Below are 23,967 nucleotides of genomic sequence, written 5' to 3' on the forward strand. Positions count from 1 at the left end.
ATAAATCATACATCCAATGAGAAAGCCCGAATGGCTGAAGATAAATATCGGTGCCAATGCACGTTACACAGAAACAAAGCGTATTGTAGAAAGTCACTGTTTGCACACCATTTGTAGCAGTGGCCGTTGTCCGAACATGGGAGAATGCTGGGGAAAAGGTACAGCTACTTTTATGATAGCCGGTGACATCTGCACCCGTAGTTGTAAGTTCTGCAATACACAAACCGGTCGCCCGCTCCCGCTGGATGTCAACGAACCAACGCATGTAGCAGAATCCATCGCACTAATGAAGTTATCGCATGCCGTAGTAACCTCCGTGGATCGTGACGACCTCCCCGACCTTGGAGCTGCCCACTGGGTACGTACCATCACCGAAATAAAAAGAATAAACCCGGAAACAACTCTTGAAGTACTGATACCCGATTTTCAGGGACGGATGGAATTAATAGATCCTATTATTTCGGCGCATCCGGAAATCATTTCACACAATATGGAAACCGTACGACGTATCAGTCCGTTGGTACGCAGTGCAGCCAACTATGATACCAGCCTTAAAGTTATCCACCGGATAGCCAGTAGTAACACTACCGCAAAAAGTGGCATCATGGCAGGGTTGGGAGAAACTCCGGCAGAAGTAGAAGAACTCATGGATGACCTTTTGGCGGCCGGATGTAAAATTCTCACCATCGGACAATACCTGCAACCCAGCCATCGGCACTATCCGGTAGCAGAATACGTCACTCCCGAACAATTTGCCGCATATAAGAAAATCGGACTGGAGAAAGGCTTTGAGCAGGTAGAAAGCGCTCCGCTCGTACGTTCTTCCTATCATGCGGAAAAACATGTGAGCAAATTTTAACTTTCAACCCTCAACTTTAAGCCATATTAGTTTGTTTTATAGGAAACAGACAAAATGTATACTAAAATGAGTCATAAAGGAATATTGTCTTCCGCATTTAACATGTCATTGGGATACATCCCCGTTATCATTTCCATAGTTTTATGCGAATTTATAACGCAAGACACTGCAATCTATATCGGAACAGGTATCGGATTACTTTATTCGTATTGTTCAATGCATCGTAAGGGAGTGCGGATTCCTAACTTTATCCTTTACATTTCTACAGCCACCCTGGTATTACTAACCATAGCAGCGTTAATTCCAGGTGACTATGTTCCTCCCGGCGCTCTGCCAATGACAGTGGAGGTAAGCATTCTTATCCCGATGCTGATTCTTTACCTGCATAAAAAAAGATTCATCAATTATTTCTTGAAAAAGAAAGAGATTTGTTCCAAACGTCTGTTTGCCCAAGGTGCAGAATCAGCCATTGTATCTGCACACATCGTATTGATACTGGGAGTGTTACACTTTATCGCCATTAGTCTGGGAATATTTTTCGTACACCCTCTTGAAAATCCGGCAAAGTGGATCATATTCAATCTCCTTCCTCCCGCCATTTTTGTTTTGGCTATTATCTTCAACCAGATCAGCATCCATTACTTCAATAAGTTGATGGCGCATACCGAATACGTACCCATTGTCAATACTCAGGGAGATGTGATAGGGAAGAGTCCGGCGCTGGAAGCTCTTAATAATAAAAATAGCTATATCAATCCGGTGATACGTATCGCAGTGGCCTCGCACGGAAAACTATTTCTTTGTGAACGCCCTCAAACAGCTACGTTGGATAGAGGTAAAATGGATATTCCAATGGAATGTTACCTCGGCTTCGGAGAATCACTTGCCGAAGGTTGTCGAAGAATTTTACACAATACCTTTCCTGGTATCAACGGATTGAAACCGACATTCAGCATCATGTATCACTTTGAAAATACCGTGACCAACAGGCTCGTCTATCTTTTTGTTCTTGATATAGAAGATGACTCTATCCTTTGCAATCCGCAATTTAAAGGTGGAAAGCTTTGGCAGTTCCAGCAGATAGAACAAAATTTAGAACGTAACTTCTTCAGTAAATGCTTTGAAGAAGAGTACGAACACTTGAAAGATATTATTGGTATAAGAGAAAAATACAGGGAATTTTAGATAGTTCGGGAACCTTTCCTTTCCATTCTTTCACTGTTTTTGTGCGAATGTATTCGCCTTCACAAGTTATATTGGCAGCAATGCAAAGCCGTGTCTGCGGACGACAGTTCTGCAAAATATCTTCAACCATTTTGTTATTGCGATAAGGCGTCTCAATAAAAAGCTGCGTCTGGTGCTCAGCATAGACACGTTGCTCAAGCATCTTTATTTTCTTTACGCGTTCGGTTGGTTCGATAGGTAAATAGCCATGGAATGCAAAACTTTGTCCATTAAAACCAGAAGCCATCACAGAAAGTATAATCGAGGAAGGTCCTACCAACGGAACTACTTTCAGATTCTTGCGCTGAGCAATGGCAACAACATCCGCCCCCGGATCTGCGACAGCCGGACAACCAGCTTCCGAAATCACTCCCATAGAAGCTCCCCCAATCAACGGTTTCAGATAGCCGGAAATGTCTTCAGGAGAAGTATGCTTATTCAACGTATAAAATGTCAGAGTATCAATATCAATCTCCCGGTCTACTTTCTTCAGAAAGCGACGCGCCGAACGAATATCTTCAACGATAAAATGACGGATATCAAGAATGATTTCTTTATTATAAGAAGGCAATACGGACTCGATAGTAGTATCACCCAAAGTTACAGGAATGAGATAAAGAGCAGTTTCCATGAGAAATAATGAATTAAATAATGTGCCAATATGCTAATATGCCAATGTGCCAATTGGCTGCGCTATATTTAACGAAAATATGCCGAATGGTAATTGGCACATTGGCATATTGACATATTGGCACATTATTCTATTATTTATAACCTGATTCTTGTAGCATACGATGATAGTCAGTAGTCTCCAGCAATTGCTGTAAGCTGACATCTTTATGCTTTTTCATATACGAAGAAACAATACATGTACCCATCCAGGTACCAATCAATGCCGGAGCATTCTCACCAAAGAAGGCAGTAAACGGTGCAGGTTTCATATACTTACGCACTATCATCGGATCACGTGCATAGAGATGCTGATTTGCCAGCATATACTCCCATACATTCCTTTCGTTCTCCTTGCACCACTTTTCTTCTGCATCGCCATAGCCCATAGCCTCACCTGTAGAACGATATCCCAGTATTTTTTGCACTGCATAATTTATCTTACCAGAATGCAACATCATATCGAGCAGACAACTTCCTTCCTGAAAAGGAAAAGGATACTTACTCATCAGATAGAATACAAAACAATCGGGCACAATGCGGTCAGGTCGCATAGAACGGCACTGATAATCGTAATAAAAACGTTTATATAAAGGATAATCCTCCCCCATATACTTATCCAGACTAATGCCAAGTAAAGTATCCGAAAGAACTACCGATTCATTGAATGCCGAAATTTGTGAATAGACATTTGGGATTTTGATATCGGGAACCTCTTTCTTCAGTCTTTCAAAACCTTTGGTCAACCCTTTCTCTACATCTTCCAGATCAGGGAAACGAGCTTCCACATCTGCCATCAGTCGAAGCAAAGTAGTATCCGAATAAAAAGTCCGAAGCCGCAAAGAAATGGTATCATCATTAACCTGCCCCAACCCAAGAACCTCTTCAATCAAAATCTTGGTAGGCTGACGGTACTCCATATTCATTTTTTGCAGAGCGGAGAAACTATTGGAACGCACATACTCGTTCAGCAGCTTATCATAGCGAACTATGGAAATCCCATTCTCCTCATTATGCAATAGCGTATTCTCCCCCGTACCCATCCGACAGGCTACGGCGAATACACATAATATAATAAAGAGAAGAGGATTTCTTAGTCTTATCATTTTTATAACTTATAATGCTTCTTATCCGTAAATGATATTTCCTTCTTCATCTTTATACTCATCGAGTCCCTTCTCATAAGTAGCCATTGCACGAAGACTCATACCTACACTGGAGAAACCACCATCGTGATAGAGATTTTGCATAGTCACTTTACGAGTAAGATCAGAGAACATTACGATACAGTAGTCAGCACATTCATCAGCAGTAGCATTACCCAATGGAGACATACGATTAGAGAAATCGAAAAGTTTATCCATTCCCTTCACACCCGAACCTGCTGTAGTAAATGTGGGTGACTGGGAAATAGTATTTACACGCACACTATGTTCACGCCCGTAAATATAGCCAAAACTACGGGCGATAGACTCAAGCAGTGCCTTTGCATCCGCCATGTCATTATAACCATAGAATGTACGCTGAGCAGCCACATAACTCAAAGCAAGAATTGAACCATAATCTGCAATAGCGTTCAACTTTTTGGCAGCCTGAATCATTTTATGGAAAGAAACAGCTGATATATCCAACGTTTTCTCCAGCATTCCATAATCAAGATCATCATAAGTACGTTTTTTACGTACATTAGGAGACATGCCTATAGAATGAAGAACAAAATCAATCTGACCGTGCAACACATCCATAGAAGTTTTAAATACATTCTGCAAATCTTCTACACTGGTAGCATCAGCAGGGATAACTTCACAGTTCAATTTTTCGGCCAGAGCGTTTACTTCGCCCATACGTATGGCCATAGGAGTATTTGATAATGTAATAGTTGCACCTTCTTCTACGGCTTTCTCTGCTACCTTCCAGGCAATAGACTGGTCGTTCAGAGCACCGAAGATAATACCTCTTTTTCCTTTCAACAAATTGTAACTCATACCTTTTAAATAGTTAAATTAGGTTGCAAATATAGGAACTTTCTGCATAAAAACACGAGAAGTGTGCAAAGAAAAGCCGAAAATGACAAAAAATCCACCTAAACCAACAGATTGTACACATCTAACGGGATTATCGACTCTATATTTGCACCAGATAATTAAGAGGTTTTTTCATAATATTTATTTAAGGTTAGAATTAGGTTAACATGAATCTTATTATCCATTCCGGTAGATCGCTCGGGAGAGTAGTCTGCCAAAGGATAATAAACCTCTTCGGTTATCAAGTGAAGACAACCCTTAGTATTAATCCATAGAAAGATAATTTAAATGAACACATTAACGAAAAAGCTCCTGCTGTTAACAGCTATATGCCTCCCCCTCTCACAAGGGAATCGGACATGCGCTCAAGAAGGAAATGTAATTGACAACAGTATTTATAAGGATCTCCCTTTTGATATGCCTATTGTAGAGCAACCTGCATTTCCGGACTATACAATAAGCATTGTTGCATTCGGAGCTAAAAATGACGGGAAATTTCTAAACACAAAGGCCATCAATGAAGCAATTAAAGCTGTCAATGCCAAAGGCGGAGGTAAAGTTGTCATTCCGGAGGGATTGTGGCTAACGGGTCCTATCGAACTTCTGAGTAATGTAAACTTATATACAGAACGTAATGCAATGATTCTTTTCACAGATGACTTTGATGCATACCCTATAATAGAAACCTCCTTTGAAGGATTGGAAACACGGCGTTGCCAATCTCCCATCTCGGCACGCAATGCAGAAAACATAGCTATCACAGGATATGGAACATTCGACGGATCGGGAGATAGCTGGAGACCGGTTAAAAGAGACAAACTTACTGCTTCTCAATGGAGTAAGCTTGTCAAATCGGGTGGTGTAACGGACGCAGCCGAAAAGATATGGTATCCAACAGCCGGTGCATTGAAGGGTGCCTTAGCGTGTAAAGACTTCAATGTTCCCGAAGGGATAAACACTGATGAGGAATGGAATGAAATCCGTCCCTGGTTACGCCCGGTACTACTCAATATTGTAAAAAGTAAGAAAGTGTTGCTGGAAGGCGTTACATTCAAGAACTCTCCCAGCTGGTGTCTACATCCATTATCATGCGAACATATCACAATCAATAATGTAAAAGTATTCAATCCCTGGTATTCTCAGAACGGAGATGCACTTGATCTGGAATCCTGTAAGAATGCTCTTATCATCAACAGTCTGTTTGATGCCGGAGATGATGCGATCTGTATCAAATCCGGAAAAGATGAGGACGGTCGCCGCCGCGGAGAACCTTGCCAGAATGTATTAGTAAAAAACAATACAGTACTACACGGGCATGGTGGTTTCGTAGTGGGAAGTGAAATGTCTGGAGGTGTAAAAAATATATACGTAACAGATTGTACTTTCCTAGGTACAGACGTAGGTCTTCGTTTCAAAAGTACCCGTGGGCGTGGTGGAGTAGTAGAAGGAATTTACATCAATAATATTAACATGATTAACATTCCGAATGAACCATTGCTTTTCGATTTGTTCTATGGTGGTAAGGGGCCGGGAGAAGAAACAGAAGAAGAACGTGCAGCAAATACGAAAACAGATTTGCCACCCGTAACCGAAGAGACTCCTGCATTCAAAGATATCCATATTACAAATATTAATTGTAAAGGCTCCGGGCGTGCCATGTTTTTCAATGGGTTACCCGAAATGCCTATCCAGAATATAACAGTGAAAAATGTTGTAATTACAGATGCTGCCGAAGGCGCTGTTATCAGCCAGGCAGATGGCGTGACTTTAGACAACATCTACATCGAAACGCAAAGTAACGGGCCCACACTCCAAATAAAAAATGCAAAGAACATTCGGATAGATGGTAAACTACATAAGCAGGTAGGTGCTCAGGGCACCAATCTAACCCTAAAGTAAAACCACATTTACATAGATTAGATCAAAGCAGACAGTCCTTTTATCATCACTAACAGGGCTGTCTGCTTTTTTTAGCTTACATTTGCAGAGGAGTTCGCCACAGTAAAACTGAGTTTCTATTATTAACAACCAGGCAATTCTCTGTACAACTCTGTGATAAACAAACGACATTGACATTCACTCAACAATAAAACAATAAAGAAAAACATGAAAAGAAACCTTTTTACCGCTTTATTATTTCTATGTTCCTGCCCGTTAGTAGTTCTGGCACAGAGCAATGAAAAGACAATCACAGTAGAAGTGAGTAACCCCTGGAAACAGGCAAAATCTGATGAACCGGTAGTAATCAACCTAAAGGATATCAACCCCGGATTTCGCATTAAATCAGCAACAGTAATAGATGGTACTACAGAAATACCATCACAACTGGATGACCTGAATGGAGATCGCCGCGCAGATGAACTTGCATTTGTTATCGATTTGCCTGCCAAAGGTAAGAGAACACTGAAAATCACCCTGTCATCAGAAAAAAGTAATAAACAATACGAACCACGTGTATATGCAGAAATGATGGTAAGTGATAAAAAAGGAAAGCATGTTCCTGTTCATTCCGTGACCATCCCGGGTACTGCCAACATCTATAACCAGATGCACCACCATGGTCCTGCATTTGAATCGGAACTGGTAGCCTACCGTTTATACTTTGACCATAAACAAACCGTAGATATCTACGGAAAATTCAATAAAGGCTTTGAGATTAAAGAATCACAGTTTTATCCTACCGATGAACAATTGGCACGTGGTTTTGGTGATGATGTACTACGTGTAAGCGGTAGTTGCGGCGTAGGTGCACTAAAGGGTTGGAATGGAAAAAAAGCACTGCACATAGAACCTGTAAGTACACTCACAGAGAGTATCATTGCTTACGGTCCTGTCCGTACTATTGCTGAAATAAAAGTAACCGATTGGCAATATCAAGGTTCTGAATTGAATATGACTACCCGTTATACCCTCTATGCCGGGCACCGCGACATGAAGGTAGAAGCTCTTTTTGAAGAACCTCTGAAGGATGAAATATTCTGCACCGGTGTACAAGACATTGAAGGTTCCGTATCTTATTCTGATCATAAGGGGCTTATCGGTTGCTGGGGTACAGACTGGCCCGTAAATGATACTGTAAAATATGCAAAAGAAACTGTAGGGTTAGCTACTTGCATACCACAGAAATATGTAGTAAAAGAAGTGAAAGACAAACCCAACTATCTCTATACCCTAACAGCCAAAGGAGATAACCATTTCTCATATCACACCACATTTACTTCAATGAAAGAAACATTCGGCTACAAAACTCCGGAAGCATGGTTCGCCTATATTCGTGAGTGGAAAGAAGGGTTGGAACATCCTTGTGTGATCAAAATAAAGCAATAAAAACAAATATTACACCCTATTCGAACAAATATTACCCATTGCGAGAGGTAATACTTCATACTTTTGTACAGTAATAAACAAAGAACATTATTGTATAACTTAAAAATTATTATTATGAAGAAACAATTACTTCTCGCAATGGCTTTCGTAGCTGGCGTATTTACAGCGAATGCACAGGAATGGAATTTCAGTAATTTCACAGCTGGTGATTTTGCAGAAACGACTACTGTTGAAGGACTAACAATTCATGCATCTTCTGCAAAAAAAGTATCAATTGATGGTAGCAACAAAACGTTTGATGACTATACTTTTACCCAACGTTTAAAATTCGGAGGAACAGGTAGTTTCGATGCAGAAACGGGTGAAGCTGTCGATAGAGTATTATCATTCCCAGTAAGTGGAAATGCAACTATTACTATAATAGGTACACATGCATCCAGCTCTGGAGATCCGCGTAACCTCATGGTAACAGCAGGTGGTAAAGAAAATGAAGTAGGTTCAATGGAAGTTCTTCCTGGGGGAGACCTTGTAAAAAAGGTAATTTCTTATACAGGAGAAGCAACAACTATCTACATCTTTTCGGCAAGTAGTGGAATAAACTTGTATCTTCTTTCTGTAAAAGAAGATGGAGGAGGAGATCCTACTGGCATTTCGTCTGCAGAGACTAATAAACAAGTAATCGCTACAGAATATTATAATGTTCTTGGTATGAGACTGAGCGAACCTGCCAAAGGTTTGAACATTATCAAAAAGATTATGGATGATGGTTCTTCAGAAACAACCAAAGCATACATGGAATAAGTTTCTATTCAAAAATATAACTGCAAGTGCCCTTACCTGTTTAAATGCAAGTAGGGGCATTTTAGTATCTAATTATTCCACATTAATGCACAATAAATCCTCCAAAGCAATCGATTATTCATCACTGCTTTCATCTGGAAGACTTATATTTGTAACCAAGAATTCTATAACATAACTAAATAATAAAAAACAATCCATGAAAAGATTAGCACAGACCTTAGGCCTCTGCCTATTAATGACAACCCCGGCCATAGCACAGAAAAGTTATGTGTCCGAAGTATGGGTTGCAGACCAGGGAAACGGAACATATAAAAATCCAATCCTTTATGCCGATTATTCCGATCCGGATGCCTGCCGTGTAGGAGATGATTTCTATATGACTTCATCCAGCTTCAACTGCCTCCCCGGCCTGCAAATTCTTCATTCAAAGGATCTTGTAAACTGGAACATCATAGGTGCTGCTGTTCCTTACGCCCTCCCTCCCATCGAAACTCCCGAACATCCGGAACATGGCAATCGTGTATGGGCACCAGCCATCCGCCATCATAACGGAGAATTCTATATCTTTTGGGGAGATCCTGATCAAGGTGCATTCATGGTGAAAGCACGTGATCCGAAAGGCCCTTGGAGCGAACCAGTACTTGTAAAAGCAGGAAAAGGTATCATCGACACTTGCCCTTTATGGGATGAAGACGGTAAGGTATACCTCGTACACGCCTATGCAGGAAGTCGTGCCGGACTAAAAAGCGTCATTGCTATCTGTGAACTGAATGCAGATGCTACCAAGGCCATCACACAGTCAAGAATTGTATTTGACGGACATGAAGCCCACGAAACCTGTGAAGGACCTAAATTCTACAAACGAGGTGATTACTATTATATATTCCATCCGGCAGGTGGTGTACCAACAGGTTGGCAGGTTGTTCTTCGTTCTAAAAATGTCTACGGTCCATATGAGTGGAAAACAGTATTAGCACAAGGTAATACTCCGGTCAATGGTCCTCATCAGGGAGCATGGGTAGATACTCCAACGGGAGAAGACTGGTTCCTGCATTTTCAGGATGTAGGTGCATACGGTCGTATCGTACATCTTCAACCGATGAAATGGATAAACGACTGGCCAGTAATCGGTAATGATACAGACGGAGATGGTTGTGGCGAACCCGTACTAACCTATAAAAAACCAAATGTCGGTAAAACCTATCCTATCTGTACACCACAAGAAAGTGACGAATTTAATGAATACACACTTTCTCCACAATGGCAATGGCATGCCAATATCAATGAAAAATGGGCATACTATGCAGGTGATCATGGGTATGTACGTCTTTATTCTTATCCGGTAGTGAATGAGTATAAAAACCTTTGGGATGTAGCCAACTTACTACTACAGAAAACTCCTTCAAATAACTTCACTGCAACAATGAAGCTGACTTTCAAGCCTACAACCAAATACAAAGGTGAACGTACCGGACTTGTAGTTATGGGTCTGGATTATGCCGGATTAATTCTTGAAAACACGGATAAAGGGCTTGTGCTCTCACAGTTAAGTTGCAAGAAAGCAGATAAAGGAACACCGGAAGAAGTAAATGAAGCTATTGATTTACAAAACAACACAGTATATCTGAGAGTTAAATTCAGCAGTGACGGTAAGAAAATCGGTAAAAGTGAAGGTGGACATGACCTTATAGTAATGTGCGACTTCAGTTATAGCACCGATGGTAAAAAATTCCAGAAATTAGGAAAACCATTCCAAGCCAGAGAGGGCAAATGGATCGGAGCTAAAATAGGAACATTCTGCACCCGTCCTGCCTTGGTAACGAATGACGGTGGCTGGGCGGATGTTGACTGGTTCCGTATCACAAAGAGATGAAACGGGAAGCTTTAGAACTATAATAACTGTTTCAAGTAAATGCATTTATGCCTCTGCAAAAAGAAACTATTGCAGGGGCATATTTGTTTTCCTACATTTGCAGAACGATTACTAAAATAAAGAGAAATGAAGAAACTTGTTATATTCGATTTAGACGGAACACTACTAAATACGATCGCCGATCTGGCAAACAGTACGAACCATGCACTTAAAAAATTGGGATATCCTATACATAAAATAGAAGAATACAACTTCATGGTAGGTAACGGAATTAACAAACTCTTTGAGCGTGCCTTACCGGAAGGAGAAAAAACAGAAGAAAATGTACTCCGTGTACGCCAGGAATTCGTACCCTATTATGACAAACACAATGCGGATGAGAGCAAACCATACCCCGGAATTGCAGTCTTATTAGAAGCACTACAGACCCAAGGGATACAGTTGGCAGTTGCGTCCAATAAATATCAGGCAGCTACAGAGAAGCTCGTAGCCCATTATTTTCCAAACATCCGGTTCGTAGCTGTACTGGGACAACGGGATGGAGTGAAAGTAAAACCGGATCCAACAATTGTGGAAGATATCTTGCGAATAGCAAACGTTGAAAAAAAAGAAGTTCTCTATGTCGGAGATTCGGGCGTAGATATGCAGACTGCCATCAATGCAGGAGTCACCTCTTGTGGAGTTACCTGGGGATTTCGTCCACGTACAGAATTGGAAGGCTTCCACCCGGATTACATTATAGACACAGCGGAAGTAGTGAAATCAATGATTAGTGATTAATGATTAGCGGTTAGTGATTAGTGATTAGTGCTATGCAGCGTGATTATAACGCAGCCTGCTAATCACTTATCACTTATCACTAACCGCTAATCACTCCCTCCAGCCATTTCTCAACCAGTATGGGCCATTGATTAGTTGTCCCCGGATTATTACGTAAAGCGATACTATGCCCTCCTTCCGGAAAAACATGCAGAGTTGTTTTCTTTATATCCACTCGTTTCAATGCAGTATAGTAGAGAATGCTGTTGAGAGAAGAAACAGACCGATCATCAGTAGCATGTACAATAAAAGCCGGTGGAGTCTGATTTGTCACACGTTCATCACAAGAAAACTGATGCAACAATTCCGGTGACGGGTCCCTTCCCAAGAGATTATCCCGACTTCCTTTATGAGCCATTTCCCTCATTGAAATCACAGGAGAAATAAGTATCGTAAAGTCAGGACGGAAAGACTCTTTATCCAATGCATCTCCTCCAGCCCCCCAATCTTCTGAAAATGTAGAAAGACAAGCCGAAAGATGCCCTCCTGCCGAACACCCCATTACTCCTACCTTATCGACATCAATACCATAATCTGCCGCATGAAAACGAATGTACCTCATTGCACGTTGTGCATCTTCCAAAGGAGCCTGATAACTCACTATCACATCCGGTGATTGCGGCATACGATGATTGAGAACAAAAGCAGTAACCCCAAACGTATTGAACCATTTAGCCAACTGCCATCCACTAATCTGATAAGCCAGACGTGCATATCCTCCACCTGGAATAATTAATACGGCAGTCTTCTTATTTTCTGCTTTCGAAGGTTCAAAAACATACACTCCAGGTGTACCTACCTGATATACCCGTTCATTAGCAATACTATCTTTCACAGTAATACCTTTATTGTTTGGCATGTTATTATTCCATATAGGATAAAAAGTCTGTGCAACACCTATTTGAAACATTCCTGCCAATAACCAAAAGCATAAGCCTCTTTTCATTTCATTTATACGATTAATAAACTCAGAGTGACAAAGATAGTATAGCTTTTTTATTTCAAGGTAGAATAATTGGTACATATACTCGTAAAAAGAAACATTATTTCTACAAAAAGCTACGCAAACTCCATTAACTTTGTTTCAACATTTAATAATTGTATCATGAACCAGAAAAGCATACTACTCATTCTTACTTTATTGTACTGTCACGTAGCATCTTTCGCTCAAAAGACAAATATCAAAGACTATGTCCATATCGAGATTACTCCCGATCACGACGATTGGACATACCGTACAGGCGAACAGGCATCATTTACTATTCGAGTTATACGTGGAAACATAATGCTCAAAAACATTCCACTCACCTATGAAATAGGTCCCGAAAAACTTCCTCCTAACCAAACAGGAAGTAGCGATCTGAAGAATGGTAGCTTTAAAGTGAAAGCCGGTACAATGAAAACGCCCGGTTTCATCACTTGTCTTTGCCGTACAAAGGTAGATGGTATTATCTACTCCAACTATGTAAATATAGGGTTTAGCCCAGAAAAGCTACAAGCAACCACTACACTTCCCGAAGATTTCACCAAGTTCTGGGAACGTGCCAAAGCAGAAACAGCCAGCATACCGATGGAGCCTCTAATTACTCTGTTACCCGAACAATGTACTCCGGAAATAAATGTATACCATATCCGTTTACAACACTATCAGAAAGGAAGTTATCTTTATGGTATCCTCTGTATACCTAAAAAGTCAGGTAGATACCCGGCTGTTCTCCGTGTACCGGGAGCCGGAGTAAAGAAACAACCGGCAGAAATGAAACTTGCAGAAAAAGGAATGATCACCCTTGCCATCGGTATCCATGGCATTCCGCAAACACTACCGGATAACCTGTATGCCGATCTGAGTAAAGGTGCATTAAACAACTATGCCTTCTATAATCTCGATAGTAAAGATCACTATTACTATCGTCGCGTATATACCGGCTGCATACGTGCGCTCGATTTTCTGTGTAGCCTGCCCGAATATGATGGGGAGAACTTAGGTGTCATCGGTGGAAGTCAGGGCGGTGCATTGGCAATGGTTACTGCCGGATTAGACTCCCGAATAAAGGCACTCGTAGCTTTCTATCCTGCTCTTTGTGATGTGACCGGTTATCTTCATGGGCGTGCGGGAGGATGGCCAGCCATGTTTGCCCCTCAAAATCAGGTATTGAACAATAAACCCGAAAAGATTGAAACGTCCCGTTACTATGATGTCGTCAATTTCGCACGCTTTATTCAGGCACCCGGATATTATTCGTGGGGGTATAATGACCCGACCTGTCCTCCTACTTCCACTTTCTCTGCCTACAATGTCATCACTGCTCCCAAGCAGTTGTTCATTGCTCACGATACAGGTCACTGGCGTACAAAAGAGCAGGACATAGTGACCAATAATTGGTTCTGTAAACAGCTGATTAAGTAGTACTTTTCGTCTTAAAACAAAAAATACCACCCTAAAAACAAATATTGCACATCTCATAGTTCACATCCGTATACTTTTGTAGCGATCAATTAACACTCTACATGGGTGTAACTAAGAAAAACAATCATTTTAATAAACTAAAAGTAAACATGCAAAGAATGTCTAACCAAGTGAAAAACATGCGAATCGTGCTGCTTATGTTATTTGCAGCTCTATCGCTCAGCGTTTCCGCGCAAACGATTACTCTCAAAGGTAATGTGAAAGATGCGACCGGTGAACCTATAATCGGTGCTTCTGTCGTAGAAAAAGGAAATACCACGAACGGTACCATTACCGACTTGGATGGTAATTTCAGCCTAAAAGTTCCTTCCAAAGCTAATGTTATCATATCTTACATAGGTATGAAAACTCAAGATGTTGCAGTCAAAGGACAAAATTCAATTAATGTGATATTGTATGATGACGCCCAATCCCTTGATGAAGTGGTAGTTATCGGCTACGGAAGTGTTAAGAAAAAAGATTTAACTGGTTCTGTCAGTACCGTACAAGGTAGTGAACTTGCCAAGATTCCTGTAAGTTCTGCAGCACAAGCATTAACCGGTCGTCTGGCTGGTGTACAAATTACAACATCAGACGGTTCTCCCGATGCAGAAATGATTATCCGCGTACGCGGTGGGGGTTCAATCACCGGAGATAACTCTCCTTTGTACATCGTAGACGGATTCCCTGTATCGAGTATTAGTGACGTAGCTCCGGGAGATATTCAAGACATCACAGTACTAAAAGATGCTTCTTCAACTGCCATCTATGGTTCACAAGGTGCAAACGGTGTAGTATTAATTACAACCAAAAGTGCAAAAGGAGGAAAGACTCAAGTTTCTTATAATGGATACATTCAAGGCAAAAAGCTATTAAGAAAAATCGATGTAATGAATCCTTACGAATTCGTAATGTTCAACTACGAAAAAGCTGCTATGAGAAACAGTATTTCAAGTTTTGAGAAACGTTTTGGAGCGTTTGGAGACCTTGACCTTTATAAATACCAAGAAGCAGCCGATTATCAAGATGAAATGTTCGGTCATCCCGACTTATCACAATCGCACAATATCAGTATAACTGGTGGCAATGACAAAACTAAATTCTCATTAAGCGGTACTTACATTAATGATGGTAGTTTGATGAAAGACAACGGTTATAACCGTTTTAATCTGAATTTCAAGTTAAATCACGAAATTACCAAAGGTTTAAAACTTGATTTCGGTACGCGTATATCTGACACTACTGTTAAAGGCGTAGGTACAGGTGGTGGTACTTATAAGATCCGTTCTTACGATGCTTTGATGAAAGCACCAGTTAACGGTTTCTATGATTTCACAGATGTAGATACAAGTGACATGAGTGACGAAGAGCTCGAACAATACCAAAATGATACAATGACTTTACAAGAAAAAGTAGATCAATATTGGAGAAGAAAACAAGAACGACGTTTCAACTTTACAGGAGGCGTAACTTGGAATATTCTGAAAGGTCTTACTTACCGTCTTGAAGGAGGATATGATTATACATTTTTCCAACAAAAAGACTGGTATGGTGCAAAAAGTAGTAAAGCTATTCAGGATGGTAATAAGTTGCCAATGGGCGAATGGAATAAAAAAGACACTTATAAATACCGTATTACCAATACAATAAACTGGAAACATTCGTTCAATCAAATACATGACGTTGATTTAATGGTCGGACAAGAAATTGTAGTAAGTAATAACGAATCTAACACCATGGTCGGAAAATATTTCCAAAGCGAAATTACTCCAGAGAAAATGTTTGCAAGTATGGCATCCAATTCTGGTGAGACAGGTTCAAGAACTATCAGTAGTACATTGGGACAACCTGATAAAACAGCTTCTTTCTTCGGTCGTTTAAATTATGGCTATAAAGACAGATATTTAGCAACTGTTACTGTACGTGCGGATGGTTCCAGCAAATTCATAAGAGGCAATCGTTGGGGTATATTTCCCGCTGCCGCCCTCGCATGGCGAATTAGTCAAGAGGAATTTATGGAACCAACCCAAAATTGGTTATCGAACTTAAAGCTTCGCTTCAGCTATGGGCAAGCTGGAAACAACCGTATTGGTAGTGGTATGTACGAAACACTTTATAAGGCATATTCATCATCCAAATATTATGGAGCCGGAGGTTACCTAAATCCTCACTACACGCTTGCCAATTCGCAAATGGCCAATCCTAACCTGAAATGGGAAACGACAATCACACGAAATGGCGGTTTAGATTTTGGATTTTTACACGAACGGATATCAGGTACACTGGATTTCTATTGGAATACAACAAAAGATTTGTTAGTTGAGAGACAAATTGTAGCTCCGGGATACTCCAGCGTACAAGAAAACATAGGCCAAACTTCAAATCGTGGTGTCGAACTAAGTTTAAATGCAACCATTATTCAAACAAAAGACTTCATGTTATCTGCCAATTTCAATATTGGTATCAACAGAAACAAGGTTGACAAATTAGCCGGTACAAACGAAATGTCTTACAACTCAGGTGGTTTTTCATCAGATACCAAAGAACAAGACGATTATCGCGTAATAGTAGGTGAGCCATTAGGATTGGTTTATGGTTTCGTTTATGATGGAATTTATGGAGTAGATGATTTCGTGACCTACACTGATGCAAATGGTAGAACTCAATTCCAGTTCGATAATAAAGGTAATTTTATACTAAAAGAAGGAATACCTAACAATAGTTATCTATCTGGATCAAATGCTGGAGTACGTCCCGGCGCTATGAAACTAAAAGATCTTGATAAAAGCGGTGACATAGACAAAAATGATCGTCAGATCATTGGTCGTACTGCTCCTAAACATACAGGTGGTTTTGGTCTTAATGCAACTTGGAAAGGTTTAGATTTATCAGTTATGTTTAACTGGGTATACGGTAATCAGATCTATAATATGGACAAAATTGCAAGTACACAATCCTACCGAACAACTTACGCCAATCTACGTGAATATATGGGCGCTGGTTCTGCCTGGACATACTTAGATCGTACATCGGGTGAAATAGTAACTGATTATGAAACATTAAAATCGATGAATGAAAACAAAAGTTACTGGTCTCCTTTGACAATTCCGGACGGAAATCCATTAGTTACTTCATGGGCTATAGAGGACGGTTCCTATCTACGTTTGCAAAACCTAACATTAGGATATACCTTACCTAAAGAATGGACAAAAAAATTTGCTTGTAGTCAATTACGTCTTTATTGTACATTAAATAATGTATGGACTTGGACCAACTATAGCGGATATGACCCAGAAGTCAATTCTTCTATCCGTAATAGTAAAACAAGTGGTATTACTCCAGGTGCTGATTATTCAGCCTATCCTAAGGCTTTCTCGTGGACAGCGGGTGTTAACATTACATTCTAATCATTTTCAATTAACATTATTATAAAATGAAAAAGCGACTATTATATATTGCAGCTATAATAAGTACAATGTTCCTGAGTACTTCATGCAACGACTTCCTTGATACGGAAACTCTATCAAATGATTCCCAAGAGTATCTGTGTTCAAACCCTACGGACGCCCGTAAAATGGTTAACCATATTTATTCATTCTTCTGTGAAGATACATATACCTCCCGTATGTCTAACGCCTGGATGCAGAATACCGACGTCGAGATGTTCTTTGTTAGCAAAGCACAAGCGATTGCTCATAATGACCGTCGTGGTATTTGGGCATTAAACGCCGGAGATTTTAATGACATCAAAAATTGTTGGGAGCACAACTACAATGCTATTGACTTCGCCAATCAAGTAATAGAAGGAATAGAGGCCAGTGACATGTATAAAAATGGAAATGCAGAAATGAGTCAATTATTGGGTGAAGCTTATTGTTTGCGTGCCTATCGTTATTTTCTGCTTTGTAATTTTTGGGCAGATGTCCCCTTCTCCATCACTCCTTCTAAATATGGAGAAAACAACAATACCCCTCGTGTAGACAAGAATATTATTTATTCTCATATCATTCAGGATCTTATTAATGTAGAAGGTTCAATGAAATGGGCAGATAAACTCGAGAATGGTGTAGAACTAATGAACCGTGAGTTTGCTATGGGCTTTATAGCTAAATTAGCAATGTTCCGTGCCGGATATTCTATGCAAGTAGACGGTACTATGAGCCGTTGTACTATAGATGGCCAAATCACTCCTGTTACCTATACAGACGAAAATGGCGTTAAACAGACTGCAAGTGCCAGTGATGATTTCTATAAGTTGGCACAAGCCTATTGCCGCAAATTAATCAAAGAAAAGGACCGTGCTCTGACTAATGATTTCAAAAGTATCTTTTATAATCAAATAAACTCATCCAGCAGTGCTAATGGTGATGTTCTTTACGAAAATGGTTTTGTTCAGAATGGTGGTGGCGATGTTGCTTGGTGTATAGGTGTTACCGTAACAGGAGGTAGTAAAGGTACAACAACTATTCAAGTAGGCCTTTCTCCTAAATATGCTTGTTCATTCGATAAAGAAGACCAACGTCTTGCAGTAACTTGCGCTAATTATAAATTCTTAGGAGATAATACGCAAAATGCATGTGATCCTACTGGTATTACTATTGGTAAATGGTGTCGTATGGATATGACTACCTCTAGTGCAACTAAAAATACAGGGGTTAACTGGCCAGTACTTCGTTATGCAGATGTACTGTTATTACTTGCCGAAGCTGACAACGAAATTAACAATGGGCCGACAGACGAAGCTAAGCAAATGTTGAAACGGGTACGCGAACGTGCATTTGCAAATGCAGAAAGTAAATCTCAGAAAGTTGACGAGTACATTAATCAACTAACATCCTACAACGATTTCAAGCAGGCGATCATAAACGAACGTGCATGGGAACTTGGAGGTGAATGTATCCGTAAATTCGACCTTATACGTTGGAATGAATACGCTAAAGCAGCTGTACAGACTATTGAATGGATGATTGAAGAAGGGAAGAACGCCCAACAATTGGAAGAAGCTAACGGAGAATTTATATACAACAAAGATTTGGAAATAGCAGATACTGGTGTGGCCAACTCCCTTTACTTTCAATTCGAGAATGGAATGTTAAAGTTTGACAATGATATCTTCACGGCACGTGATGCAAAAGTTGAACCTTATAAGAGCGCAGAAACAATCAAGGATGACGAGATTAAATCAGGATTTACCAGTGCAAAAGATAAAATGTATCGTATAGATTTTGCTAAAAAGTTTATCTCTTCATCATCTACTGACCCAACAACTAATAAACCTTACGGACAAGACGAAAATGGTAATGACATAAAAAAAGGTACGGTATTAGAAAGTGCATTGTATAGTTTCTATGGGATTACCGATGGAGTATTAATCAATGGAACAGAAGATCTTTCTTCTTTGGTGAACAAACCGGCTCCTTACGTTATGCCTATCCCTTCATCTAAGGTTTCTAACAGTGCAGGAGTTTTGTCTAACGATGGATATGGAATCCGTAATAAATAAAAAAGAACGATATGAAAGCGATTAAATATTTCAAATATATTGTATTAAGTCTGCTCATTGGAGCAGGCTTAGCAAGCTGTAACGATGATGATCTGGGAACGACTCCCCGCCTATTCAGACCTGTGGCCACTATTGAATCACAAAATAATAATATAGTTGTTACCTGGGATAATATAAAAGGTGCCTCCTCCTATGAAATCATACTCTTTAAAATGACAGGAGAAAACGAAGACGGTACATTGGTCGGCACGAAATATGACGAAGCCACTACTTCTACTTCTCCTTATACTTTCGAAGGAGTAGAATGGGATGAGAAGTATGGTGTTAAGATCAAAGCTATCGGTTCAGAACTCCAATCTGAATATTATGAGACAAAAGCAATCAGTGTAGTATACCCTACAAAATTAGTTAGTATCCGTACAATTGATATTGCTGCCCTACCTACCTGGTCAAGTGGGGGAAATCAAATTACAGCGCTAGAAATCACTCCAACAGAAATTGAAGGTGAACCAATCATCGTTTCTATTACCGACGAAGAATATGCTTCCGGACAAAAGGTTATTTACGGTTTGAAACCCAATACTGCCTATACCTTAACAGCATATTCGGGAGAAGAACTGATTAGAGCCAACTATGAAGGAAAATTGAACTTTACCACTCGAGAATCCGAAAATTTCGATGAGAAATATGGAGAAGGAATGTATATAGACTTACGCGGTTATGATGATCCTAACATTCTAATTTCAGAAGAAGTGAAAGCAAAATTAGATGAAACAGAAGGATTGACCGTTGTTCTTCAAGGAGGATACCAATACAAAACAAGTAGTGATACTCCGCTAAAATTCAAAAAATCAGTTAACTTCATTACTGGTTTATCTCTCGAAGGTAATGCGATTATTGTACAAAGTGGAGCAATGCAATCAGAAAGTGGAGCGAATATAGCAAAACTTTCATTCACCGATATTGACTTCATTAGTGATAAAGCAAACGAATTACCTATAGCTGAATGGACAGATAAAGGGTTTGGAGGCCGACAAGTATATAATGTAAACGGTAGTAAATCGATGGTAGGAGAACTCACCTTCAAAAACTGTCGCATTGAAGGATATCGTGCTATTGCACGTCTCCAAGGTGAAGATGGTATAAACAGAGTATTATTTAACAGTTGCATCATCAATGGTATTGGTGACCAAGCCGTTGTCACGACCAACAATAAAGCTGCTGCCACAATGGATGAAATTGATTTTATTAACTGTACTATTACCAATATCGTACAATTATGCGACTTACGTTCTAGCAAGAATTCACCTACACTGACTGTTAGCGATTGTACATTTTGTTATGCTCCGGTAGACAGAACTGATAAAGCAGACTGGGCCCTGTTCCGTATGGGAAGCAATACCGTTTCTTTAATCGTCGAAAATACAGTATTCGGACCTTCGATGCAGGCAACAGCAGCAGATGGTTCTGTAATTACTCCGTACGTTGCAGGTAAAGGCTCTATCTTCCTTAATGGAACAGATGGAACAGCCGGAGTAAAAAACTCTTATCGTACAAATTTTGAATGGACTAAAGTAGGAGATAAAGCTCTAACTTATCCTTTAGATGGGCTTATTACCATAGCTACAGACGAAAAAGGTTTATTCACTGCCCCAACCGCGGAAGAAGAAAACTATATGTTTAATTTCACCTTTGATGGTATATCCTCATCAGGAGCCCTCAAATGGAGAAAATAGAATTTAAGTACCCGTAACAAGAAAGGGAGTAGATTGGTGATCTACTCCCTTTCTTCTTTATCACCTAAATTTATAGAAAAAACAAATCATGAAATATACATTTACTCATATTTTACGAACAGCAACATTAACTATCATTATTGGTTTAACCGCCACTACCTATTCCCAATTACCTTATCAAGATCCCAATTTGACTCCTGAACAAAGAGCTACCGACCTATTACAACGTCTCACTATAGAAGAAAAGGTATCATTAATGCAAAACAACTCACCTGGCATTCTCCGGTTAGGAATTAAACCATACGAATGGTGGAATGAAGCCTTACATGGTGTAGCACGTGCCGGGCTGGCTACCGTCTTCCCGCAAACCATCGGTATGGCAGCATCTTTTGACGATACACTTATTTATGAGGTTTTTAATGCTATATCTGATGAGGCAAGAGCCAAAAATAGACACTTCAACACATTAGGACAGTACAAACGCTATCAAGGACTAACTATGTGGACGCCTAATATTAATATTTTTCGTGACCCACGTTGGGGACGCGGGCAAGAAACTTATGGTGAAGATCCTTATCTGACAAGCCGCATGGGAGTAGCTGTAGTAAAAGGTCTACAAGGTCCAGATAGCGCCCGTTATAATAAGTTACATGCTTGTGCGAAACATTTCGCCGTTCATTCTGGTCCAGAATGGAACCGGCATAGTTTCAATGCCGAAAATATCATTCCAAGAGATCTATGGGAAACCTATCTTCCGGCATTCAAAACATTAGTACAGGAAGCTGACGTTAAAGAAGTGATGTGTGCTTACAATCGTTTTGAAGGAGATCCTTGTTGTGGCAGTAATCGCCTGCTGACACAAATTTTACGTAACGAATGGGGATTCAAAGGGATTGTCGTATCTGATTGTGGGGCCATATCAGACTTTTGGGGAACAAAAAAACACAACACTCACCCAGATGCTGCGCATGCATCCGCTGAAGCCGTGTTAAATGGAACTGATCTGGAATGCGGAAGCAATTACCGAAAGCTTACAGAGGCCATAAAAGCCGGAATTATTTCTGAAAAACAAATAAGCGTTTCTGTAAAACGATTGTTGAAAGCCCGTTTTGAACTTGGAGAAATGGAAAATATTCATCCATGGACACTTCCTTATAGTATTGTCGACAGCCCTAAGCACCGGTGTTTGGCATTAAAAATGGCTCATGAAACGATGACACTCCTACAAAACAAAGGAAATGTTCTACCACTTGACAAACAGGCCCGAATAGCAATAATCGGGCCTAATGCAAACGACTCAGTAATGCAATGGGGTAATTATAATGGAACACCATCGCATACAAGTACTCTGTTATCTGCATTTCGAAAGAGACTACCAATTTCCCATCTTATTTATGAACCGGTATGTGGACTAACTGACAGTATTACTTACAACAGTTTATTTGATCAATGTAGTTACAATGGAAAACACGGATTCTTAGCCTCTTATTGGAACAATCCAGATTTTGAAGGAGAAGCAAATGCTATCACTCAACTCTCTACACCATTCCGTTTCACTACTTTAGGAGCTACAGCATTTGCACCCGGAATAAAGTTAACAGAATTCAGTAGTTGTTATCAAACAGTGTTCCGTCCTCAAAAATCGGGAAATGTGATTTTCCGTTTTCAAACGAACGGAAATATCCGAGTAAGTATTAACGGAGAAGAAGTCATTAAAACTGGTAATATTAAGAATCCGAAAAATCTATATACTCTACAAACCGAAGCCGGGAAAAGCTATAAAATCAAAATTGATTTTAAGCAAGTAAAAGATGAAACTTATTTCAACTTCGACTTAGTTGAAGGACTTCCTCTCAATATAAGCAACACACTCGAAAAACTCAAGGATATTGATATTATAATCTTTGCAGGAGGTATCTCCCCATCATTGGAGGGTGAGGAGATGAATGTATCTGCCACCGGATTCAAAGGAGGTGATCGAACAGATATCGAATTTCCAGCTGTCCAACGTAAAGTATTAGCAGCCTTAAAAGAAGCTGGTAAAAAAGTTATACTTGTCAATTTTTCCGGCTCAGCTATGGCACTAACTCCAGAAACAAAAAGTTGTGATGCTATCTTACAAGCATGGTATCCGGGTGAGGAAGGTGGAACGGCTATTGTAAATGTACTTTTCGGTGATTATAATCCCGCCGGACGACTTCCTATCACATTCTATAAAAGTATCGATCAACTTCCAGACTTTGAAAACTATTCAATGAAAGGACGTACCTACCGTTATATGCAGGAAGAACCTCTTTTTCCTTTCGGTTACGGACTCAGTTATACTACCTTTGCCTTCGGTAAAATCCATATAAACAAAAATAGCCTTTCTGCCGGAGAAAAGGTTACACTCCATATACCTATTAAAAACATTGGCGATAGAGATGGAGTAGAAGTGGTACAAATCTATATTCAAAGACAAGCCGACAAAGAAGGTCCAGTGAAAACACTACGTGCATTCAAAAGAGTAGAAATACCCAAAGGAAAAACGCAGGAGGTAAAGATAGAGCTACCATATGTAGCTTTTGAATGGTTCGATCCAACTACCAATACAATGCGTCCTATTCAAGGAGAGTACAATATATTATATGGAAATAGTTCCAGAATGAAAGATTTACAATCTGCTAAAATACAAATACAGTAAGAA

General features: G+C 40.0%; 16 protein-coding genes. 12 read left to right on the top strand and 4 right to left on the bottom strand.

What is annotated here, in order from left to right; all coding sequences use genetic code 11:
• The first annotated feature begins 16 nt into the window (after window positions 1–16).
• Window positions 17–859, top strand: coding sequence for a lipoyl synthase (gene lipA / locus VCM39_RS17700; RefSeq protein ID WP_255585471.1), 843 nt, complete (start codon window positions 17–19; stop codon window positions 857–859).
• Between the two features lie 66 nt (window positions 860–925).
• Window positions 926–2,044 (top strand): hypothetical protein, encoded by a 1,119-nt coding sequence (locus VCM39_RS17705; protein WP_322932790.1) that lies wholly within the window; start codon window positions 926–928, stop codon window positions 2,042–2,044.
• Here VCM39_RS17705 and VCM39_RS17710 read toward each other — a convergent pair.
• The 3 genes from VCM39_RS17710 to VCM39_RS17720 form a co-directional block, all read right to left on the bottom strand.
• Window positions 2,010–2,714, bottom strand: a complete 705-nt coding sequence (locus VCM39_RS17710) for an SAM-dependent methyltransferase (protein ID WP_221649279.1) — start codon at window positions 2,712–2,714, stop codon at window positions 2,010–2,012. The genes VCM39_RS17705 and VCM39_RS17710 overlap by 35 nt on opposite strands.
• Before the next feature lie 133 nt (window positions 2,715–2,847).
• Complete coding sequence (locus VCM39_RS17715; RefSeq protein ID WP_221649342.1) at window positions 2,848–3,855, bottom strand: gliding motility lipoprotein GldB; 1,008 nt, start codon at window positions 3,853–3,855, stop codon at window positions 2,848–2,850.
• 24 nt (window positions 3,856–3,879) lie between these two features.
• Window positions 3,880–4,737: an enoyl-ACP reductase gene (locus tag VCM39_RS17720; protein WP_002559373.1), complete on the bottom strand. Its 858-nt coding sequence runs from the start codon at window positions 4,735–4,737 to the stop codon at window positions 3,880–3,882.
• A 327-nt stretch (window positions 4,738–5,064) separates the two neighbouring features.
• Here VCM39_RS17720 and VCM39_RS17725 point away from each other — a divergent pair, with 327 nt between their 5' ends.
• The 5 genes from VCM39_RS17725 to VCM39_RS17745 all read left to right on the top strand — a co-directional run bounded on the left by VCM39_RS17725 (window position 5,065) and on the right by VCM39_RS17745 (window position 11,557).
• The gene (locus VCM39_RS17725; RefSeq protein WP_221649278.1) at window positions 5,065–6,675 is read left to right on the top strand and encodes a glycoside hydrolase family 28 protein; all 1,611 of its coding nucleotides are present in this window, start codon (window positions 5,065–5,067) and stop codon (window positions 6,673–6,675) included.
• A gap of 207 nt (window positions 6,676–6,882) precedes the next feature.
• Window positions 6,883–8,103, top strand: coding sequence for a DUF4861 domain-containing protein (locus tag VCM39_RS17730; protein ID WP_221649277.1), 1,221 nt, complete (start codon window positions 6,883–6,885; stop codon window positions 8,101–8,103).
• 114 nt (window positions 8,104–8,217) lie between these two features.
• Window positions 8,218–8,904 carry a hypothetical protein gene (locus VCM39_RS17735; RefSeq protein ID WP_322932791.1) on the top strand — a complete coding sequence of 229 codons (687 nt, stop codon included), beginning with the start codon at window positions 8,218–8,220 and terminating at the stop codon, window positions 8,902–8,904.
• Between the two features lie 196 nt (window positions 8,905–9,100).
• On the top strand, window positions 9,101–10,777 hold the full coding sequence (locus VCM39_RS17740; protein WP_221649275.1) for a glycoside hydrolase 43 family protein: 1,677 nt from the start codon (window positions 9,101–9,103) through the stop codon (window positions 10,775–10,777).
• A gap of 126 nt (window positions 10,778–10,903) precedes the next feature.
• Window positions 10,904–11,557, top strand: coding sequence for an HAD family hydrolase (locus tag VCM39_RS17745; protein WP_322932792.1), 654 nt, complete (start codon window positions 10,904–10,906; stop codon window positions 11,555–11,557).
• Between the two features lie 79 nt (window positions 11,558–11,636).
• Here VCM39_RS17745 and VCM39_RS17750 read toward each other — a convergent pair whose 3' ends face one another.
• On the bottom strand, window positions 11,637–12,542 hold the full coding sequence (locus VCM39_RS17750; RefSeq protein WP_322932793.1) for an alpha/beta hydrolase: 906 nt from the start codon (window positions 12,540–12,542) through the stop codon (window positions 11,637–11,639).
• Window positions 12,543–12,701: 159 nt separating this feature from the next.
• On the opposite strand from VCM39_RS17750, the gene VCM39_RS17755 reads away from it, so the two are divergent.
• The 5 genes from VCM39_RS17755 (at window position 12,702) to xyl3A (ending at window position 23,964) form a co-directional block, all read left to right on the top strand.
• Window positions 12,702–14,003: an acetylxylan esterase gene (locus VCM39_RS17755; RefSeq protein WP_221649272.1), complete on the top strand. Its 1,302-nt coding sequence runs from the start codon at window positions 12,702–12,704 to the stop codon at window positions 14,001–14,003.
• A gap of 158 nt (window positions 14,004–14,161) precedes the next feature.
• On the top strand, window positions 14,162–17,449 hold the full coding sequence (locus VCM39_RS17760) for a TonB-dependent receptor (protein ID WP_322932794.1): 3,288 nt from the start codon (window positions 14,162–14,164) through the stop codon (window positions 17,447–17,449).
• Window positions 17,450–17,475: 26 nt separating this feature from the next.
• On the top strand, window positions 17,476–19,545 hold the full coding sequence (locus VCM39_RS17765) for a RagB/SusD family nutrient uptake outer membrane protein (protein ID WP_322932795.1): 2,070 nt from the start codon (window positions 17,476–17,478) through the stop codon (window positions 19,543–19,545).
• Between the two features lie 11 nt (window positions 19,546–19,556).
• On the top strand, window positions 19,557–21,281 hold the full coding sequence (locus tag VCM39_RS17770) for a hypothetical protein (protein ID WP_322932796.1): 1,725 nt from the start codon (window positions 19,557–19,559) through the stop codon (window positions 21,279–21,281).
• Between the two features lie 88 nt (window positions 21,282–21,369).
• Entirely contained in the window at window positions 21,370–23,964 is a 2,595-nt protein-coding gene (xyl3A, locus tag VCM39_RS17775; RefSeq protein WP_322932797.1) for a xylan 1,4-beta-xylosidase, read from the top strand.
• Window positions 23,965–23,967 lie beyond the last annotated feature (3 nt).

The organism is Bacteroides mucinivorans, from assembly GCF_034654355.2.
Classification (GTDB): domain Bacteria; phylum Bacteroidota; class Bacteroidia; order Bacteroidales; family Bacteroidaceae; genus Bacteroides; species Bacteroides nordii.

What these genes read in the sequence shown, in the direction of transcription:
- VCM39_RS17720 (WP_002559373.1), bottom strand. Translation starts at nt 4,737, where the DNA reads ATGAGTTACAATTTGTTGAAAGGAAAAAGAGGTATTATCTTCGGTGCT.
- VCM39_RS17755 (WP_221649272.1), top strand. Translation starts at nt 12,702, where the DNA reads ATGAACCAGAAAAGCATACTACTCATTCTTACTTTATTGTACTGTCAC.
- VCM39_RS17765 (WP_322932795.1), top strand. Translation starts at nt 17,476, where the DNA reads ATGAAAAAGCGACTATTATATATTGCAGCTATAATAAGTACAATGTTC.
- VCM39_RS17710 (WP_221649279.1), bottom strand. Translation starts at nt 2,714, where the DNA reads ATGGAAACTGCTCTTTATCTCATTCCTGTAACTTTGGGTGATACTACT.
- VCM39_RS17725 (WP_221649278.1), top strand. Translation starts at nt 5,065, where the DNA reads ATGAACACATTAACGAAAAAGCTCCTGCTGTTAACAGCTATATGCCTC.
- VCM39_RS17760 (WP_322932794.1), top strand. Translation starts at nt 14,162, where the DNA reads ATGTCTAACCAAGTGAAAAACATGCGAATCGTGCTGCTTATGTTATTT.
- VCM39_RS17730 (WP_221649277.1), top strand. Translation starts at nt 6,883, where the DNA reads ATGAAAAGAAACCTTTTTACCGCTTTATTATTTCTATGTTCCTGCCCG.
- VCM39_RS17735 (WP_322932791.1), top strand. Translation starts at nt 8,218, where the DNA reads ATGAAGAAACAATTACTTCTCGCAATGGCTTTCGTAGCTGGCGTATTT.
- VCM39_RS17745 (WP_322932792.1), top strand. Translation starts at nt 10,904, where the DNA reads ATGAAGAAACTTGTTATATTCGATTTAGACGGAACACTACTAAATACG.
- VCM39_RS17770 (WP_322932796.1), top strand. Translation starts at nt 19,557, where the DNA reads ATGAAAGCGATTAAATATTTCAAATATATTGTATTAAGTCTGCTCATT.
- xyl3A (WP_322932797.1), top strand. Translation starts at nt 21,370, where the DNA reads ATGAAATATACATTTACTCATATTTTACGAACAGCAACATTAACTATC.
- lipA (WP_255585471.1), top strand. Translation starts at nt 17, where the DNA reads ATGAGAAAGCCCGAATGGCTGAAGATAAATATCGGTGCCAATGCACGT.
- VCM39_RS17750 (WP_322932793.1), bottom strand. Translation starts at nt 12,542, where the DNA reads ATGAAAAGAGGCTTATGCTTTTGGTTATTGGCAGGAATGTTTCAAATA.
- VCM39_RS17705 (WP_322932790.1), top strand. Translation starts at nt 926, where the DNA reads ATGAGTCATAAAGGAATATTGTCTTCCGCATTTAACATGTCATTGGGA.
- VCM39_RS17740 (WP_221649275.1), top strand. Translation starts at nt 9,101, where the DNA reads ATGAAAAGATTAGCACAGACCTTAGGCCTCTGCCTATTAATGACAACC.